Genomic DNA, 18,502 nt, shown 5'->3' with positions numbered 1-18,502 from the left:
TAGAAAGCACTGCATAGCATGCGTGGCTGCGCCATCTGCATGCTCCATCAGGCAACGCCGTGAGCAGCAAAAAAGGGTTTAGATGGATTAACATCTGGACGTCCATTCTAGGTTACAGCTCAGGCGAATTGCCAGTAATTTTTTTGTTAGATCGCGCGTGATGCGGGAAAGATATATTAAATATTCGGACATCTGCTGCAAATTCAATATTTTGTTTTTGCATTTAACCCTTATCCGCTGTATAAAACGCCGCTGCTCTGTTGGCACTTAGTCAGGCGCGGGAAGGTTACGCGATATCTGATATTCATCCTCTTACCGTTTATCCACATGCTGACCGTATGTGTGGAGGTGATGCGAGTAATGAACCAGGCTTTTCTTCTCTCTTCCGGTTCGCTGCGCGGCTTCGTGCTTCAGTGCCTCATCCCGTTGATCTCTTCCTTCGCAATCAGCCGAAATTTTAATCGATTCGGTAATCATCACGACACGAGCGCCGGTTAAATTTGTGATTTCCGGACCTCTCAGCCTCTGCTGAGGGATGGCTTACGCTTTTTTATCATTCGTAACACGGAGTTTGGCGACGTGTTTTACACTTTATCAGTAACTACTTATATTGAGGTTCGCAATGTCTGACGACATGAAAAACATTAAGGGTTCGTCAGCAGGCGAACAGGGTGTACTCCGCTCCATGCAGGAGGTAGCGATGAGCGATCAGGATGCCAGCAAAATGCTGCGCACATACAACATTGCCTGGTGGGGAAATAACTATTATGACGTTAACGAATTAGGTCATATCAGCGTTTGTCCCGATCCGGATGTGCCCTCAGCGCGCGTCGATCTGGCGAAGCTGGTTAAAGAACGCGAAGCGGAAGGGCAACGACTGCCTGCGCTGTTCTGTTTTCCACAAATTCTGCAACACCGCCTGCGCTCCATCAATGCCGCATTCAAACGTGCGCGCGAATCCTATGGCTATACCGGCGACTACTTCCTGGTTTATCCCATTAAGGTTAACCAGCACAAACGCGTGATTGAGTCGCTGATCAACTCCGGCGAGCCGCTGGGTCTGGAAGCGGGTTCTAAAGCTGAGCTGATGGCGGTGCTGGCGCATGCCGGTATGACGCGCTCGGTAATTGTCTGTAACGGCTACAAAGATCGCGAATATATTCGTCTGGCGCTGATCGGCGAGAAAATGGGCCACAAGGTCTATCTGGTTCTCGAAAAAATGACCGAAGTGAAGCTGGTGCTGGAAGAAGCAGAACGGCTGAACGTGGTGCCGCGCCTCGGTATTCGTGCGCGTCTGGCATCGCAGGGCTCCGGTAAATGGCAGTCAAGCGGCGGCGAAAAATCGAAGTTCGGTCTGTCGGCGACGCAGGTGCTGGAACTGGTCAGAATCATGCGTGAAGCGGATCGTCTGGAAAGCCTGCAGCTGCTGCACTTCCATCTCGGCTCGCAGATGTCCAATATCCGCGATATCGCCACCGGCGTGCGCGAGTCGGCGCGCTTCTATGTTGAGCTGGCCAAGCTGGGCGTGAACATAAAATGTTTCGATGTTGGCGGCGGCTTGGGCGTTGACTATGAAGGTACGCGCTCACAGTCAGATTGTTCGGTGAACTACGGCCTGAACGAATATGCCAACAACGTGATCTGGGCGATTGGCGATGCCTGTGAAGAGCATGGTCTGCCGCATCCAACAGTGATCACCGAATCGGGCCGTGCGGTAACCGCGCACCATACGGTGCTGGTTTCTAACATCATCGGCGTTGAACGCAACGAGTTCAGCACACCGGTGGCGCCAGAAGCTGATGCGCCGCGTCCCATCATCAGCCTGTGGGAAACCTGGCTGGAGATGCACGAGCCAAACAACCGTCGTTCACTGCGTGAATGGCTGCACGACAGCCAGATGGATCTCTCTGATATCCATACCGGCTACTCGGCGGGCACTTACGATCTCGGCCAGCGCGCCTGGGCGGAACAGCTCTATCTGAGTATCTGCCACTATATTCAGCAGCATCTGGATCCAAGCAACCGCGCGCACCGCCCGATTATCGACGAACTGCAGGAGCGCATGGCGGATAAAATTTACGTCAACTTCTCGCTGTTCCAGTCGATGCCGGATGCGTGGGGTATCGATCAGCTGTTCCCGGTATTGCCGCTGGAAGGGCTGGATAAGGTGCCTGAGCGCCGTGCAGTATTGCTGGATATCACCTGTGACTCCGATGGCACCATCGATCACTATGTTGACGGTGACGGCATCGCCACTACCATGCCGATGCCGCAGTACGACGTGGAAAATCCACCGATGCTCGGCTTCTTTATGGTTGGCGCCTATCAGGAAATTCTTGGCAACATGCACAACCTGTTTGGCGACACCGAAGCCGTTGACGTCTTTGCCTTCCCGGATGGCAGCGTTGAAGTGCAGCTCTCTGATGAAGGCGATACCGTTGCCGATATGCTGGAATATGTGCAGCTTGATCCGGAAGAGCTGATGACGCTGTTCCGTAATCAGGTGAAGCAAACCGATCTCGACGAAGAGCTGCGCGCGCAGTTCCTTGAGGAGTTTGAAAGCGGCCTGTACGGTTACACCTATCTGGAAGATGAGTAACCGCGTTACTGCCCTAAAGTTAACGTCGTCTGGTGACGTTAACTAACGTTATCGATCCCTTCCTCGTCGGGTTAACGACGCGGAGGGGATTTTTTTAGCCTGATACCGCTGTGCACAGGCAAAACAGAGGATTTGTTATGAATAACACCCTTGGTCATGAATATGACAACTCGCTGGTTTCCAACGCCTTTGGGTTTATGCGCTTCCCGGTTCACTTTACCCCGTGGGATAGCGATGCGGAGTGGGTTATTACCGGTATTCCATTTGATGCGGCGACCTCAGGCCGTCCTGGCAGCCGCCTTGGCCCGGGCGCGATCCGTCAAATTTCTACTAACCTGGCGTGGGAAGGCTGCCGCTGGCCGTGGAACTTTAACCTGCGTGAGCGCCTGAACGTGGTGGACTGTGGCGATCTGGTTTACGCCTTTGGTGATTCGCAGGATCTCACCGACCGACTGCAGGCGCACGCAGAAAAACTGCTGGCCAGCGGCAAGCGCATGCTGACTTTCGGCGGCGATCACTACATCACGCTGCCGCTGCTGCGCGCGCACGCCAAACATTTTGGCAAAATGGCACTGGTGCATTTTGATGCGCATACCGATACCTATTCCAACGGCGCTAAGTTTGATCACGGCACCATGTTCCATCATGCGCCAGGCGAAGGGCTGATCGATCCAGCGCATTCCGTGCAGATCGGTATTCGTACCGAATTTGATAAAGATCTCGGCTATACCGTGCTGGATGCCGCGCAGGTGAATGACCGCAGCGTTGACGATATTCTGCAGCAGGTGAAGCAGATTGTAGGCGATTTGCCGGTTTACCTGACTTTTGACATCGACTGCCTCGATCCGGCGCACGCGCCTGGCACCGGCACGCCGGTGATCGGCGGTTTGACCACCGATAAAGCAACCAAGCTGGTACGTGGCCTGCAGGGCATGAACATCGTGGGTATGGATCTGGTGGAAGTGGCGCCGGGTTACGACCAGTCCGACCTGACCGCCCTGGCGGCGGCGACGCTGGCGCTGGATATGCTGCACGTGCAGGCGGTCAATAAAGGTTGATAGCCGCTTCGCCGACTACACTTAACTCTGTTCAGAAGCTTGCAGGAGAGAAATATGGGATTACTTGATGATTTAAGCGGCGCGCTCGGCGGTGCTCAGGGCGTGAAGTTTAATCAGCTACTCGCTATCTGGAAATGGGTACAGGAGCAGGGCGGGCCGGATCGGCTGCTGGAAAAACTGCGCAGCGGCGGTCTGTCGTCGGTAGTTGACTCCTGGCTGAGCAACAGCGGTAACAAGCCGGTGAGCGGCGAAGAAGTGCATGCTGCGCTGGGCGAAGAGAGTCTGAAATCGCTGGCAGATAAGCTGGGCACGGATATTCACAGCGCCGCATCCACGGTGGCAAAAATGCTGCCGATGGTGGTAGATAAGCTGTCGCCGAAAGGCGAGCTGGATACCAGTTCACCGGGCAAAAGTGATGTTGGCGGCCTGCTAAAAGGCTTCCTGAAATAGAAAAAGGGGCGCAACTGACGCCCCTTTTTGTTTCACTGATTTATTTGCCTGCGGCGATACGCTGACGAATGTGCTCAGCGCGGGCGCTGGATGACGGATGCGAGTCAAACATGCTGCTGCTCTGCTGCGCCCCTTCGAGTTTTGCCAGCTTCTCAAAGCTGGTCACCAAACCTTCCTGACTGATGCCGCGTTTTTTCAGCAGATCGAACGAGTAATCATCCGCCTGTGATTCCTGGCTCTGTGAGAACTGGGCATTCACCAGCTTTTCACCCATTTCACCCAGCTGTGACTGCGAAAGCGTGGCCGCAATGCCGCCCGCTGAAGCCGCCGCGGTGCGCGCCGCCGTGGTGCCGTACGCAACCTGCATCGCTTTGCGCGTATGGCCCAGTGCAACGTGACCCATCTCATGACCCACTACCGCGGTCACTTCATTGTCGGACATTAAATCCATCAGGCCGCTATAAACACGGATACAGCCGTTGGCCATCGCCCAGGCGTTGACGTCTTTGGTCAGATAAACCTTGTAGTTAGCGGGCGTGCCGTTGATGTTGTCGCCCAGCGCGGCAGCAATTTTATTCAGTCGTTGCTGATACGGATCGTTGGCATCCGCTACCTTATTTTCGCTGTCCATTTTTTGGCACGACTGATCGCTCAGGGTTTTCACCTGCTGATCGTTGAGCGTGACGGCCTGAAAAGCCTGCGCACCGGACTGCATTAGCGCATTGCTGTCGAAATTCTGGCAGCCGGCTAGCAGCAGGGTAACGCCGAGAGTGGCGGCGAGTTGGGTCATTTTCATCAGATTGTTTCCATTCAATAACAAGGCAAAAAAGCGTGTGCAAAGTAGCCTGCGCAACAGAGGCCAGCGCAGAATCTGTTGTTTATAACGGGAGTGTGCACAGATTTCCAGCAGCACACCGCGGAATGCGCGAATTACGCATGATAAATCGCATTGTACGCCATGTACTTTCTACCCTTATTTCATGTACATTGATCGGCATCTTTCCCCTGGCTTTGCCTTATAATCCATTAATTACAATAGGTTAAGTGTGGCCAAGCCGTATATCCGATCTGGAGTAAAACATGTCTTCTCGTAAAGAGCTGGCCAATGCCGTTCGCGCATTGAGTATGGATGCTGTGCAAAAAGCAAAATCGGGCCATCCGGGCGCCCCGATGGGCATGGCGGATATCGCTGAAGTGTTATGGCGCGACTACCTGAACCACAACCCGGTAAATCCTCTGTGGGCCGATCGCGATCGCTTTGTGCTCTCCAACGGTCACGGCTCCATGCTGATCTACAGCCTGCTGCACCTCACCGGCTACGATCTGCCGATTAACGAGCTGCAAAACTTCCGTCAGCTGCACTCCAAAACGCCAGGCCACCCGGAATATGGCTACACCGCGGGCATTGAAACCACCACCGGTCCGCTGGGCCAGGGCATCGCTAACGCAGTGGGTTTCGCCATTGCTGAACGCACGCTGGCCGCACAGTTCAACCGTCCGGGACACGACATTGTTGACCATAATACCTACGTGTTTATGGGCGATGGCTGCATGATGGAAGGCATTTCCCATGAAGTCTGTTCACTGGCCGGTACGCTGAAGTTGGGCAAGCTGGTGGCATTTTATGATGACAACGGCATTTCCATCGACGGCCACATTGATGGCTGGTTCACTGACGATACCGCGAAGCGTTTTGAAGCATACGGCTGGCACGTGGTGCAGGGCGTAGACGGACATAACGCCGATGCCATTAAAGCCGCGATTGAAGAAGCGAAAACCGTCAGCGATAAGCCATCACTGCTGATGTGCAAAACCGTTATCGGCTTTGGTTCACCGAATAAAGCGGGCACGCACGATTCGCACGGCGCGCCGCTGGGCGATGACGAAATCACGCTGACCCGCAAACAGCTGGGCTGGGAACACGCACCGTTCGTGATTCCACAAGACATCTACGCGCAGTGGGATGCCAAAGAGACGGGCCAGGCGAAAGAGTCAGCCTGGAACGAGAAATTTGCTGTCTATGCGCAGGCGCATCCTGAGCTGGCCGCGGAATTCAAGCGCCGCTCAACCAACCAGTTGCCCGCTAACTGGCAGCAGGAATCGCAGAAGTTTATTGAGCAACTGCAGGCAAATCCGGCCAAAATCGCCAGCCGTAAAGCGTCGCAAAACGCCATCGAAGCCTTCGGTAAGATTCTGCCGGAATATCTGGGCGGTTCTGCGGATCTGGCCCCGAGCAACCTGACCATCTGGTCTGGCTCAAAGCCAATCAACGACGATGCTGCCGGTAACTACATTCATTACGGCGTGCGCGAATTCGGTATGACCGCTATCGCCAACGGCATTGCGCTGCACGGCGGCTTCCTGCCGTACACCGCAACCTTCCTGATGTTTGTGGAATATGCCCGTAACGCGGCCCGTATGGCTGCATTGATGAAAATCCGTCAGATCATGGTGTATACCCATGATTCCATCGGCCTGGGTGAAGACGGCCCAACGCATCAGCCGGTTGAGCAGATGGCCAGCCTGCGTACTACGCCAAACATGAGCCTGTGGCGTCCCTGCGATCAGGTTGAATCTGCTGTGGCGTGGAAATATGCCATCGAGCGTCAGGATGGCCCAACCGCGCTGATCTTCTCGCGTCAGAACCTTGCCCAGCAGGATCGTACAGCCGAGCAGCTGGCCAACGTGGCGCGCGGCGCCTATGTGCTGAAGGATTGCGATGGCCAGCCTGAGCTGATTCTGATCGCAACCGGTTCTGAAGTGGAACTGGCGGTAGGTGCGTACAACACGCTGACCGCCGAAGGCCGCAAGGTGCGCGTGGTTTCCATGCCGTCTACCGATGCGTTCGACAAGCAGGATGAAGCCTATCGCGAATCGGTGCTGCCGAAAGCGGTCAGCGCACGCGTCGCCATCGAAGCGGGCATTGCCGATTACTGGTACAAATATACCGGCCTGAATGGCGCTATCGTCGGCATGACCAGCTTTGGTGAATCCGCACCGGCCGAGCAGCTGTTCGAGCTGTTTGGCTTTACGGTTGATAACGTGGTGGCAAAAGCGAAAGCGCTGCTGTAATCGCGTTTAATCACTTTGCCTGCAGAAAGGGGACGAGCATATCGTCCCCTTTTTTATTGTGGTTTGTTCTCACGGACGATGATTTGTTTGATGCGCATTCAGCAGCCAGAATTTTGCTGGTTTTGTGATGTGGATCGAAAATTCGCACGATGAATTGATCGCAATCATTCCGCTTATTCCTGCCTTCCATTATCGTAGCTGAACCGTTTCAGTAAAGGTGCCATATACAGGTTACGCTGAAACAAGGGCGGCGAAAATTCCTGTACAAATTACGCTGTCTGACTCACGCTTACCGCCTTAATCACCGGGGTTGCAGGAAAAGTATGACTGTTCGTGTGGCGATAAATGGCTTTGGACGTATTGGGCGTAACGTATTGCGTGCCCTGTATGAAACCGGCCGTCGCGCGGAAATCACCGTGGTTGCCATCAACGAGCTGGCCGATGCGGCAGGAATGGCGCATTTGTTGAAATATGACACCAGCCACGGGCGTTTCGCATTTGACGTGCGTCAGGAACGCGATCTGCTGTGGGTCGGCGATGATACGCTGCGCCTGCTGCATCAACCCGCTATCGCCGATCTGCCGTGGCGCGAACTCAATGTGGATGTGGTGCTGGATTGCACCGGCGTGTATGGCAGCCGCGCGGACGGTGAAGCACATTTGCAGGCGGGAGCCAAAAAGGTGCTGTTCTCGCATCCTGGCGGCAACGATCTCGACGCAACCGTGGTTTTTGGCGTTAACGAACAGGCGCTGCAGCCTGATGACCGCATCGTTTCCAACGCCTCCTGCACCACCAATTGCATTATTCCCGTCATCAAGCTGTTGGATGATGCATTTGGTATCGAATCGGGCACGGTCACTACGATTCACTCGGCGATGCACGATCAGCAGGTGATTGACGCCTATCACAGCGACCTGCGGCGGACACGCGCGGCCAGTCAGTCGATCATTCCGGTGGATACGCGGCTGGCGGCTGGCATTACCCGTATTTTTCCTAAATTTAACGATCGCTTTGAGGCGATTGCGGTGCGGGTGCCTACGATTAACGTGACGGCCATTGACCTGAGCGTCAGCGTTGAACAGGCGGTGACGGCAACAGAGGTTAACGCCTTGTTACGCAAGGCGGCAGAAGGGGCATTTCGTGGTATAGTTGACTATACGGAATTGCCGTTAGTCTCAGTAGATTTTAACCACGATCCGCACAGTGCCATTGTGGACGGCACGCAAACGCGGGTCAGCGGTCAGCACCTGATCAAGACGCTGGTTTGGTGCGACAACGAGTGGGGCTTTGCTAACCGGATGCTCGATACCACGTTAGCCATGGCCGCAAGCGGTTTCAGGTAAGGCGCGGACTGCGTCTGACAAAATTAGATGAGAATCAACGAGAGGGTTCACCATGTCTGTAATTAAGATGTCCGATCTGGATCTGGCAGGTAAACGTGTTCTGATCCGTGCGGATCTGAACGTACCGGTAAAAGCAGGAAAAGTGACGTCCGACGCACGTATTCGTGCTTCGCTGCCAACCATCGAAGCGGCGCTGAAGCAGGGCGCTAAAGTGATGGTAACGTCTCATCTGGGTCGTCCAACTGAAGGCGAGTATAACGAAGAGTTTTCTCTGCTGCCGGTGGTTAACTACCTGAAAGAGAAACTGAACGGCACCAACGTTACGCTGGCAAAAGATTACCTTGATGGCGTTGAAGCAGGCGCAGGCGAACTGGTTGTGCTGGAAAACGTGCGCTTCAACAAAGGTGAGAAAAAAGACGACGAAGCCCTCTCGAAAAAATACGCGGCACTGTGCGATGTATTTGTAATGGATGCCTTTGGCACCGCACACCGCGCGCAGGCTTCGACCCACGGCGTGGCAAAATTTGCACCTGTTGCCTGCGCTGGCCCGCTGCTCTCGGCTGAACTGGAAGCGCTGGGTAAAGTAATGAGCAACCCGGAACGTCCGCTGGTGGCGGTGGTTGGCGGCTCAAAAGTCTCTACCAAATTTGATGTACTGCAATCGCTGGTGAAAATTGCTGATACCGTGATCGTTGGCGGCGGCATCGCGAATACCTTCGTCGCGATCGACAACAAGGTCGGTAAATCACTCTATGAACCAGACTTCGTGGCAGCAGCGAAAGACCTGCGCGATCAATACGGTATTCCAGTACCGACTGACTCCCGCGTCGGCACAGAATTCTCTGAAACTGCCCCGGCAACGGTGAAAAAAGTTTCCGACGTTCAGGAAAACGAAGAGATTATGGACTTCGGTGATGAAACCGCACAGGCGATGGCTGACATTCTGAAAAATGCCAAAACCATCCTGTGGAACGGCCCAGTAGGCGTGTTTGAGTTTCCTAATTTCCGCAAGGGCACTGAAATTGTGGCCAATGCGATCGCGGACAGCGACGCGTTCTCTGTGGCTGGCGGCGGCGATACCTTAGCGGCTATCGATCTGTTCGGCATCGAGGATAAAATCTCCTACATCTCAACCGGTGGCGGTGCTTTCCTGGAATTCGTGGAAGGTAAAACATTGCCAGCTGTTGCTATGCTCGAAGAGCGTGCGAAACAGTAACCTTATGGAGGCAGGCGCAGTGTCCTGCCTGAAATATTGCCCGCAAGGGCGCTAAATCCCTTGTACCCCGTATACACGGCCGACAAAACAGGACCTATGAGATGTCTAAAATTTTTGATTTCGTAAAACCAGGCGTTGTCACCGGTGATGACGTGCAGAAAATCTTTAAAGTCGCCAAAGAGAACAAGTTTGCTCTGCCTGCAGTGAACTGTGTGGGTTCCGACTCCATCAATGCCGTACTGGAAGCTGCCGCGAAAGTAAAAGCGCCGGTCATCATCCAGTTCTCCAACGGTGGTGCCGCGTTTATCGCGGGTAAAGGTTTCAAAACTGACAAGCCACAGGGCGCCGCTATTTTCGGTGCTATCGCCGGTGCACAGCACGTTCACCTGATGGCCGAGCAGTATGGCGTGCCGGTTATCCTGCACACTGACCACTGCGCCAAGAAACTGCTGCCGTGGATCGACGGTCTGCTGGACGCGGGCGAAGAGCACTACAAGAAAACCGGTAAGCCGCTGTTCTCTTCACACATGATCGACCTGTCTGAAGAATCACTGGAAGAAAACATCGAGATCAGCAGCAAATATCTGGCGCGCATGGCCAAACTGGATATGACGCTGGAGATCGAATTAGGTTGTACTGGTGGTGAAGAAGATGGCGTCGACAACAGCCACATGGACGCATCAGCCCTTTACACCCAGCCAGAAGATGTGAACTACGCGTATGAGAAACTGAGCGCTATCAGCCCACGTTTCACCATCGCCGCTTCCTTTGGTAACGTGCACGGCGTTTACAAGCCAGGCAACGTGAAGCTGACCCCAACCATCCTGCGTGATTCTCAGGAATTCGTGACCAAGAAACACAATCTGCCGCACAACGCGCTGGATTTCGTGTTCCACGGTGGTTCCGGTTCTTCTGCTGCAGAAATCAAAGAATCTATCAGCTACGGCGTGATCAAGATGAACATTGATACCGATACCCAGTGGGCAACCTGGGACGGCATTCTGCAGTATTACAAAAAGAACGAAGGCTATCTGCAGGCGCAGCTGGGTAACCCGGAAGGCGCTGAGAAGCCAAACAAAAAGTACTACGATCCACGCGTATGGCTGCGTGCGTCACAATCTTCTATGGTTGTGCGTTTAGAGCAGGCGTTCCAGGAACTGAACGCTGTCGACGTGCTGTAAGCTGCGAAAGTTTGTACAAAATAAGGCCCTTCGGGGCCTTTTTTTATGGAATCAGCTCAAAAAACAGAGCAAATTCAACGGGGATTTGGCGTATCCGTTATTTATTAGTTACCCTTTCTCTGTGGATTGCCGAAGCGCTTCGGCAATAATGCTTCTTTTCAGGAACAACAACAGGGCTAACAGATGGAAGATTTGCATGTAGTTGATGGCATTAACAGCGCCGGGAGCTGGCTGGTGCGCAATCAGGCGCTGCTGCTGAGTTATGCGGTAAACATCGTGGCCGCTATCGCCATTTTGATCATCGGTATGATCATCGCGCGGATTATCTCTAACGGCGTCAAGCGTCTGCTGCGCGCGCGTCACATTGATGACACGGTTTCTGACTTTCTGGCCACGCTGGTGCGTTATGGCGTTATTGCCTTTACGTTGATTGCCGCGCTGGGACGGGTTGGCGTGCAAACCGCCTCGGTGATTGCCGTGCTGGGTGCAGCCGGTTTGGCCGTTGGCCTGGCACTTCAGGGATCGCTCTCTAACCTGGCGGCTGGCGTGTTGCTGGTCACGCTGCGTCCGTTCCGCACCGGTGAGTTTGTCGATCTCGGCGGCGTGATGGGCACGGTATTAAGCGTGCAGATCTTCTCTACCACGTTACGTACCGCCGATGGCAAAATTGTGGTGGTGCCGAACAGCAAAATTATCTCCGGTAACATCGTCAACTTCTCGCGCGAGCCGGTACGACGCAACGAGTTCATTATCGGTGTCGCGTATGATGCGGATGTCGATCAGGTGCTGACGCTGCTGCGCGAAGTGGTTGATGCCGATTCACGCGTACTGCAGGAAAAAGGCGTGCAGATTGGCCTGAACGAAATGGCAGCGTCATCGCTGAACTTCGTGGTGCGCTGCTGGAGCAACAGCGGCGATCTGCAGAATGTTTACTGGGATCTGATGAAGAACTTCAAGCTCAAGCTGGACGAGCACGGCATCGGTATTCCTTATCCACAGATGGATGTGCATCTGCATCGTGCTGAGCCTGCGCAGCCGGATGCTGAGCAAAAAGTGTCGCTCAGCAAATAACACGCTGTATTGAATAAGGGAGCCTGAGGGCTCCTTTTTTTATGTCGGTTGTCAGGTTATCAGCTGCGCTAATGCTCTATCACTATTTTGAATTTCCACTAATAGTGGTCGCGATTTACACTGCGTCTGTTCATAGCCATAACGGGAAAACGGCATGCTCTCCTATTATTTTCAAGGCGTTATGCTTGGTCTGGCGCTTATTTTACCTTTAGGCCCACAGAATGCGTTTGTGCTCAATCAGGGCGTGCGTAGGCAGTTTCATATTATGACCGCCGCGCTTTGTAGCCTGAGCGATATGGTGCTGATCTGTGCCGGGATTTTTGGCGGCAGCGCGTTGTTAACGCAGTCACCGCTGCTGCTTAATCTGGTCACCTGGGGCGGCGTAGCATTTCTGCTGTGGTATGGCTTTGGTGCCTTACGCATTGCCTGTAATCGTAACCTGTCGCTGGCTGACGAAACGGTGGCAAAGCAGAGCCGCTGGCGGATTGTTGCCACCATGATGGCGGTGACCTGGCTTAATCCGCACGTTTATTTAGATACTTTTGTGGTGCTGGGTAGCCTGGGCAGTCAGCTACCGCAGGCGGCACGTGGCTGGTTTGCTTTTGGCACCATTAGTGCCTCGCTGGCCTGGTTTTTTGGCCTGGCGCTGTTAGCGGCATCGCTTTCACCGGTTCTGCGCACGGTCGCTGCCCAGCGCATTATCAATTTGCTGGTGGGTGTCATCATGTGGTTTATCGCGTTTCGCCTGGCGCAACAGGGCATTGCCGGTTTTCACTAAAGAGTTCGCGCGCGTTGGCGGAACTTTTGCCACAATGAAAACTCAGAACATCGCACATGGAAAACCGCTTGCTGCTCAGGCAAGCTGGCGTTGTAATCCCATCTTTTAGCGATAACCCCTCAAGGAGGACTTTGGTGAAAATGAAAGCTCTGGCTCTTTCAGCCCTGATGGCAATGGGCACGCTGCCGCTGGTTTCTCAGGCGGAAGAACTGCCTAACGGCCCGCACGTTGTGACGTCTGGCCAGGCCAGCGTTGACGCAACGCCTGACATCGCCACGCTGGCTATCGAAGTGAATGTTTCGTCTAAAGAAGCCGCAGAGGCAAAGAAACAGGCTGACGATCGCGTCGCACAGTATTTTGATTTTCTGAATAAAAATGGCATTGAGAAAAAAGATATTGATGCCGCTAACCTGCGTACGCAGCCGGAATATGATTACACCAAAGAGGGCAAAGCGGTGCTGAAAGGCTACCGTGCCGTGCGTCAGGTGCAGGTCACATTGCGCCAGCTCGATAAGCTTAATGAGCTGCTGGACGGTGCGCTGAAGTCGGGTCTGAATGAGATTCGCTCGGTTGAGTTAGGTGTAGCCAACCCGGAAGCGTTCAAGGATAAAGCGCGCCAGGCAGCAATTGCCAATGCGACCCAGCAGGCACAGGCACTGGCTGAAGGTTTCCACAGCAAGCTTGGCGCGGTATGGAGCGTGCGGTATCACGTCTCAAATTATCAGCCAATGCCGGTGGCACGCATGTATAAATCAGCTTCGGCAATGGCGGACACGACCGCGCAGCAAACCTATGAGCAGCAGAGCATCCACTTTGACGATCAAGTTGATGTGGTGTTCCAGCTTCAGCCGCAGTAAATCAGTTAACAGGGCGGCATCCCGCCCTGTTTTTTAGATCATCTCCGCATCTTGTCTTAACACGCGATGACCATGCGCCAGCAGCGCATCCGTTACCCGACGCATCAGGCGACTTTCGGGCGCAAAACGGTGCCAGTAAAGCATGCGTCGCTGCAGCAGTCCCGGCGTTAAATCCACCAGTTCGCCATTCGCCAGCTCGCGCTCAATCTGCAAGTGCGGGATCATACAACAGGTTGAACCCTGTCTTGCCAGCTGCACAAAGGCCTCTGACGAGTTGACGATATGGCAGGGTACGCTGCCGGGAGAGAGATCGAAGTTCTGCTGCAGAAACGCCTGATGCATATCATCAAGATGGTCAAACGCCACCGCAGGTGCCTTCAGCAGCGCTGAGCGGGTGACGCCGTTGGGAAAATAGCGGGTGGCAAAGTCGGGCGAGCCAACAAACAGATAGTCCAGCGCGCCCAGCTGATCGACCAGGCAACTGGGTAATGGCTGCGGCTGGATACTTACCGCGCCGACCACTTCACCGCGGCGCAGGCGCTCCTGAGTGCGTGTTTCATCTTCCACCTGCAAATTGAGGCGCACCGGTGAATCAGCCAGCACATCTTTTAACGCAGGCAGTAACCAGGTCGCCAAACTGTCGGCATTGACCGCCAGCGACAGCAGCAGTGGTGTGGTGCCGCTGTTCTCATCGCCCAGCCACTCCTCTTCCAGCAACTCAACCTGATGCAGCAGTGCCAGCAGTTTTTGTCCCTGTTCGGTGGGGCGGGGCGGCACGGTGCGCACCAGTAGCGGCTGGCCAAACAGATTTTCCAGCTGTTTGATACGCTGTGAGACCGCTGACTGCGTAATGCAAAGCTTTTGTGCCGCGCGCTCAAAGCCGCGTTCACGAATCACTGCGTCCAGCGCCTGAAGCGTTCGATAATCCGGGCGTTTCATTAGCGTTCTGTTTCTCTCTCAGGATGGTTTTCTGCACTATGCCATAAAACAGCCTGTTGCCGGGTACTTCTCGTTACAGTGTGTTTTGTGGGCTGGCTTACAAAGCTGCGAATCGCTCTCTGTGCTATGCGCACTTTCACAGAAGCTTGATTTATACTACGCGCCTCAACTTAGTGGCAGCACAGGTTTATATCATGACTCAGGATGAACTGAAAAAGGCCGTAGGCTGGGCCGCGCTGGAATATGTCCAGCCCGGCACGATTGTTGGCGTGGGCACCGGCAGCACCGCCGCGCATTTTATTGATGCGCTGGGCACGATAAAACACCAGATTGACGGTGCGGTATCCAGTTCGGAAGCTTCGACGTTAAAACTGAAGGCGTTGGGCATTCCCGTTTTTGACCTGAACGAGGTCGATTCGCTGGCGATATATGTCGATGGCGCAGATGAAATCAATCCGCAAATGGAAATGATCAAAGGCGGTGGCGCGGCATTAACGCGCGAAAAGATCATTGCCGCCGTGGCGACCAGGTTTATCTGCATCGCCGATGCGTCAAAAGAAGTCGACGTGCTGGGGCACTTTCCGTTGCCGGTTGAGGTGATCCCGATGGCGCGCAGTTTTGTTGCCCGCGAGCTGGTTAAGCTGGGTGGTCTGCCGGAATATCGCCAGCATGTGATTACCGATAACGGCAATATCATTCTGGATGTGCACAACTTGCGTATCATGGAGCCGATTGCGCTTGAGCAGGCCATTAACGCGCTGCCTGGCGTGGTGACGGTAGGGCTGTTTGCTGCCCGCGGAGCCGACGTGGCATTGATTGGCGGTCCAAATGGCGTGCGAACCATTGAGAAATGATCTGCAGCGCTGAGTTTTTTCCGCTAAAACGTAACTTTTGTTAACCCGCAATATTTAGTGACTTATGTCACAAACAGCACGCTGACATTGCTAACATTCTGGGGCTAAATTCCTTAACCAGATTTTGTGCCATGTCGCAGCAACAGGCGCTCTGCCTGTGCTGCATGCCAGGCAATCGTTTGTATTGCTCCATACGTAAATTTTGTTATTTTGGCAGAAGGCTGGCTTATATCTGGTTAGCTGACGCAGGCAGAAGAGAATTGTCCGGTTGGTCACCGTGCTGAATCGTGACGGACAGGAGAAACGCTCTTTTGCATGGGTACAGCTGCCGATCATCAGCTCCATCTGAAGTCTGCATAATAGGGTCGGGAAATGGCAAAGGTATCACTGGAGAAAGACAAGATTAAATTCCTGCTGGTGGAAGGCGTGCACCAAAGCGCGCTGGAAAATCTGCGTGCTGCGGGTTACACCAACATCGAATTTCATAAAGGTGCGCTGGATACAGAAGCACTGAAAGCGTCAATTCGCGATGCGCATTTCATCGGCATCCGTTCGCGCTCGCAGCTGACGGAAGAAGTTTTCGCGGCGGCAGAAAAACTGGTGGCGGTTGGCTGCTTCTGCATCGGCACTAACCAGGTTGATCTCAATGCTGCGGCGCAGCGCGGTATTCCGGTGTTTAATGCACCTTTCTCTAATACCCGATCTGTTGCAGAACTGGTGATCGGCGAGCTGCTGCTGCTGCTGCGCGGTATTCCGGAAGCGAACGCCAAGGCGCACCGTGGTATCTGGAACAAGCTGGCGGTTGGCTCCTATGAAGCGCGCGGCAAAAAGCTCGGCATCATCGGCTATGGCCACATCGGTATGCAGCTTGGCGTGCTGGCGGAAAGCCTGGGCATGCACGTCTATTTTTACGATATCGAGAATAAACTGCCGCTGGGCAATGCCACTCAGGTTAACCAGCTCAGCGAACTGCTGGGAATGAGCGATATCGTCACGCTGCACGTGCCGGAAACTGCCTCAACGCAGGATATGATCGGTGAGAAAGAGCTGGCCTGGATGAAGCCAGGCGCGCTGCTGATCAACGCCTCGCGCGGTACGGTAGTGGATATTCCTGCGTTGTGCGATGCGCTGAAGCGTAAACACCTTGCTGGCGCCGCAATTGACGTTTTCCCTACCGAGCCGGCAACCAACAGCGATCCTTTCACGTCGCCGCTGTGTGAGTTCGACAACGTGATTCTGACGCCGCACATTGGTGGTTCCACCGAAGAAGCGCAGGAAAATATCGGCATTGAAGTGGCCGGTAAGCTGGCTAAGTACTCCGATAACGGTTCAACGCTCTCTGCGGTTAACTTCCCGGAAGTCTCTCTGCCAGTTCATGGCGAGCATGTCAGCCGACTGCTGCATATCCACGAGAACCGTCCTGGCGTGCTGACCGCGCTCAACCAGATCTTTGCTGAGCAAGGCATCAACATCGCCGCCCAGTTCCTGCAAACCACGCCGTATATGGGCTACGTGGTGATCGACATCGATGCCGATCAAACGGTAGCGGATAAAGCGCTACAGCTGATGAAGGCCATTCCAGGCACCATGCGCGCGCGCCTGCTCTACTGATTTAACGACGCTCACTGCTGATGTCCCGGCCCGCATGCCTGTTTCAGGCGGCGGGCTATTTTGTTTCCCCTATGCTCTGTAAGCGCATCCGTTCTCTCCTCATGTTAAATCCCATTGCCACAGTTTTGCTGGCGTAATCACTGCGCTCAGCGGTACATCCCATTCTGCGACCGGCAAGGCATCCACATGCTGACAATCGTGCGCCAGGCCGATCGTGGCCAGGCGATGCTGCTGCCAGTGCTGTAACGTGCGATCGTAAAATCCACCGCCCATGCCCAGCCGCTGGCCGTAACTGTCAAAAGCAACCAGCGGCATCATGATGATATCCAGCTGAGACAGCGGAATAATATGACGCACGTCCAGTGGCGGCTCCGGAATGCGCAGACGATTAAGGCGCAGGTCGCTTTCTGGCGTATAGCGCAAAAACAGCAGCTGACCGCGTGCAAAAGGATGCAGGACAGGCAAAAAGACGTTTTTATGCTGCTGCCAGAGACGCGCTATCAACGGCCGGGTATTCAGCTCGCCGTCGAAGGAGAGAAACAGAGCGATGTTCTGCGCTTGCGTGACCGGGGCGAAATTGATGGCGTGTTCAGCAACCCGATCGGCTGCCGTCTGCTGTTGCGCAGCAGAGAGCGAGCGGCGCAGATGCCGAATATGGCTGCGGATATCCTGTCTGTCACGTAATGAGAGCGACGGCATTGAGTTACCTGCTAACGCGGAAAGTGAATAAAATCACTATAACAGGATGATTAACGAGAAGAAGTGCAGGATGAAAAAAGCGTTGCTCACAGCAAGAGTTAAGGCATAAGAAGTGATTTTTTTCACGTGTAACGTGCTGGTACTTAAAGGGTGATAGAAGAGGGGAGATCTCCGAGATGCCGCCGCAGGCTGTAACCCTTGAACCCTTGGTTCAAGGTGAGTATGCCGTCGCAACCATTAGGCTTCTCGGACGGACCGAGCATGCACACAGGTAGCAGAGCGTCACACTCTGTTGGTATGAAATATCGGCTCAGGGGACTGGCCCGCTTGCAAACATCTCAGAGAAAATTTGCTTCACCGTTACTCTATCACAGTAACCATGAAGTACTATTCGAACTTAGCACCCTGGCGTTCAGTAATGCGACCTTGCTCAAGTAATGCCTGCTCAATGGTCTGCTGCAGCATTCGGATGCGTTGTTCCATGTTAGCAGCATAGTCGCGGGTCTTGCTTTTTTCCTGCGCCAGCTCATGGCAAATATTCAACGCAGCGATGAACACCAGCTGCTCTGTATTTGTGACTCTAGTGCGAACTTTTAAATCTTGCAACCGTTGATTGAGATCTTCCGCCGCCAAATTTAAAGCATCTTGCTGTTCTGGCGGACAATTTACTCGTAAAGAACGGCCAAAAATATGTATATCTACCGGTTGTGCCGACATTGAACCTTCCCGACTGATTACTGCGCCCGCTTCACCCTTACCGTTCAATGGCTTGGG

Annotated in this window: 16 protein-coding genes and 1 other RNA gene; 12 read left to right on the top strand and 5 right to left on the bottom strand. The window is 54.0% G+C overall.

The genetic code is table 11. From position 1 onward, the window contains the following. Positions 1-622: 622 nt before the first annotated feature. From speA to EM595_RS14390, 3 genes are all read left to right on the top strand, one after another. Positions 623-2,599, top strand: a complete 1,977-nt coding sequence (speA, locus tag EM595_RS14400; RefSeq protein ID WP_067433497.1) for a biosynthetic arginine decarboxylase — start codon at positions 623-625, stop codon at positions 2,597-2,599. 137 nt (positions 2,600-2,736) lie between these two features. Next, on the top strand, positions 2,737-3,657 hold the full coding sequence (speB, locus tag EM595_RS14395; RefSeq protein ID WP_067433494.1) for an agmatinase: 921 nt from the start codon (positions 2,737-2,739) through the stop codon (positions 3,655-3,657). Between the two features lie 54 nt (positions 3,658-3,711). Next, complete coding sequence (locus tag EM595_RS14390) at positions 3,712-4,107, top strand: YidB family protein (RefSeq protein WP_067433491.1); 396 nt, start codon at positions 3,712-3,714, stop codon at positions 4,105-4,107. 40 nt (positions 4,108-4,147) lie between these two features. Here the strand turns inward: EM595_RS14390 and loiP are convergent, their stop codons facing one another. After that, the gene (gene loiP, locus EM595_RS14385; RefSeq protein WP_067433488.1) at positions 4,148-4,903 is read right to left on the bottom strand and encodes a metalloprotease LoiP; all 756 of its coding nucleotides are present in this window, start codon (positions 4,901-4,903) and stop codon (positions 4,148-4,150) included. 284 nt (positions 4,904-5,187) lie between these two features. Between loiP and tkt the strand changes: the two genes are divergently transcribed. From tkt to EM595_RS14350, 7 genes are all read left to right on the top strand, one after another. Beyond that, positions 5,188-7,179, top strand: coding sequence for a transketolase (gene tkt, locus EM595_RS14380; protein WP_067433485.1), 1,992 nt, complete (start codon positions 5,188-5,190; stop codon positions 7,177-7,179). A gap of 323 nt (positions 7,180-7,502) precedes the next feature. Continuing rightward, complete coding sequence (gene epd / locus EM595_RS14375; RefSeq protein ID WP_067433482.1) at positions 7,503-8,522, top strand: erythrose-4-phosphate dehydrogenase; 1,020 nt, start codon at positions 7,503-7,505, stop codon at positions 8,520-8,522. A gap of 52 nt (positions 8,523-8,574) precedes the next feature. After that, on the top strand, positions 8,575-9,738 hold the full coding sequence (gene pgk, locus EM595_RS14370) for a phosphoglycerate kinase (RefSeq protein ID WP_067433479.1): 1,164 nt from the start codon (positions 8,575-8,577) through the stop codon (positions 9,736-9,738). Positions 9,739-9,839: 101 nt separating this feature from the next. Next, complete coding sequence (fbaA, locus tag EM595_RS14365; RefSeq protein ID WP_067433476.1) at positions 9,840-10,919, top strand: class II fructose-bisphosphate aldolase; 1,080 nt, start codon at positions 9,840-9,842, stop codon at positions 10,917-10,919. 183 nt (positions 10,920-11,102) lie between these two features. Next, positions 11,103-11,990: a small-conductance mechanosensitive channel MscS gene (gene mscS / locus EM595_RS14360; RefSeq protein WP_067433473.1), complete on the top strand. Its 888-nt coding sequence runs from the start codon at positions 11,103-11,105 to the stop codon at positions 11,988-11,990. Between the two features lie 154 nt (positions 11,991-12,144). Next, positions 12,145-12,768: an arginine exporter ArgO gene (argO, locus tag EM595_RS14355; RefSeq protein ID WP_067433470.1), complete on the top strand. Its 624-nt coding sequence runs from the start codon at positions 12,145-12,147 to the stop codon at positions 12,766-12,768. 134 nt (positions 12,769-12,902) lie between these two features. After that, on the top strand, positions 12,903-13,625 hold the full coding sequence (locus tag EM595_RS14350) for an oxidative stress defense protein (RefSeq protein ID WP_067433467.1): 723 nt from the start codon (positions 12,903-12,905) through the stop codon (positions 13,623-13,625). Between the two features lie 33 nt (positions 13,626-13,658). Here the strand turns inward: EM595_RS14350 and EM595_RS14345 are convergent, their stop codons facing one another. Further along, positions 13,659-14,564, bottom strand: coding sequence for a LysR family transcriptional regulator ArgP (locus EM595_RS14345; protein WP_067433465.1), 906 nt, complete (start codon positions 14,562-14,564; stop codon positions 13,659-13,661). Positions 14,565-14,758: 194 nt separating this feature from the next. Here EM595_RS14345 and rpiA point away from each other — a divergent pair, with 194 nt between their 5' ends. Both rpiA and serA read left to right on the top strand, forming a co-directional pair. Further along, positions 14,759-15,418: a ribose-5-phosphate isomerase RpiA gene (gene rpiA / locus EM595_RS14340; RefSeq protein ID WP_067433462.1), complete on the top strand. Its 660-nt coding sequence runs from the start codon at positions 14,759-14,761 to the stop codon at positions 15,416-15,418. A 372-nt stretch (positions 15,419-15,790) separates the two neighbouring features. Next, complete coding sequence (gene serA / locus EM595_RS14335) at positions 15,791-17,029, top strand: phosphoglycerate dehydrogenase (protein WP_067433459.1); 1,239 nt, start codon at positions 15,791-15,793, stop codon at positions 17,027-17,029. Positions 17,030-17,128: 99 nt separating this feature from the next. On the opposite strand, the gene EM595_RS14330 is transcribed toward serA, so the two are convergent. The 3 genes from EM595_RS14330 to zapA form a co-directional block, all read right to left on the bottom strand. Then, entirely contained in the window at positions 17,129-17,728 is a 600-nt protein-coding gene (locus EM595_RS14330) for a 5-formyltetrahydrofolate cyclo-ligase (protein ID WP_067433456.1), read from the bottom strand. A gap of 164 nt (positions 17,729-17,892) precedes the next feature. Beyond that, a non-coding RNA gene (ssrS, locus tag EM595_RS14325) (6S RNA) lies at positions 17,893-18,076 on the bottom strand. Positions 18,077-18,115: 39 nt separating this feature from the next. Then, positions 18,116-18,445 carry a cell division protein ZapA gene (zapA, locus tag EM595_RS14320; protein WP_067433453.1) on the bottom strand — a complete coding sequence of 110 codons (330 nt, stop codon included), beginning with the start codon at positions 18,443-18,445 and terminating at the stop codon, positions 18,116-18,118. Between the last annotated feature and the right edge of the window lie 57 nt (positions 18,446-18,502).

This window comes from Duffyella gerundensis (assembly GCF_001517405.1).
Classification (GTDB): Bacteria; Pseudomonadota; Gammaproteobacteria; order Enterobacterales; family Enterobacteriaceae; genus Duffyella; species Duffyella gerundensis.
The sequence above is the reverse complement of the archived record's forward strand: the minus strand, read 5'-3'. Positions and strand labels throughout refer to the sequence as shown.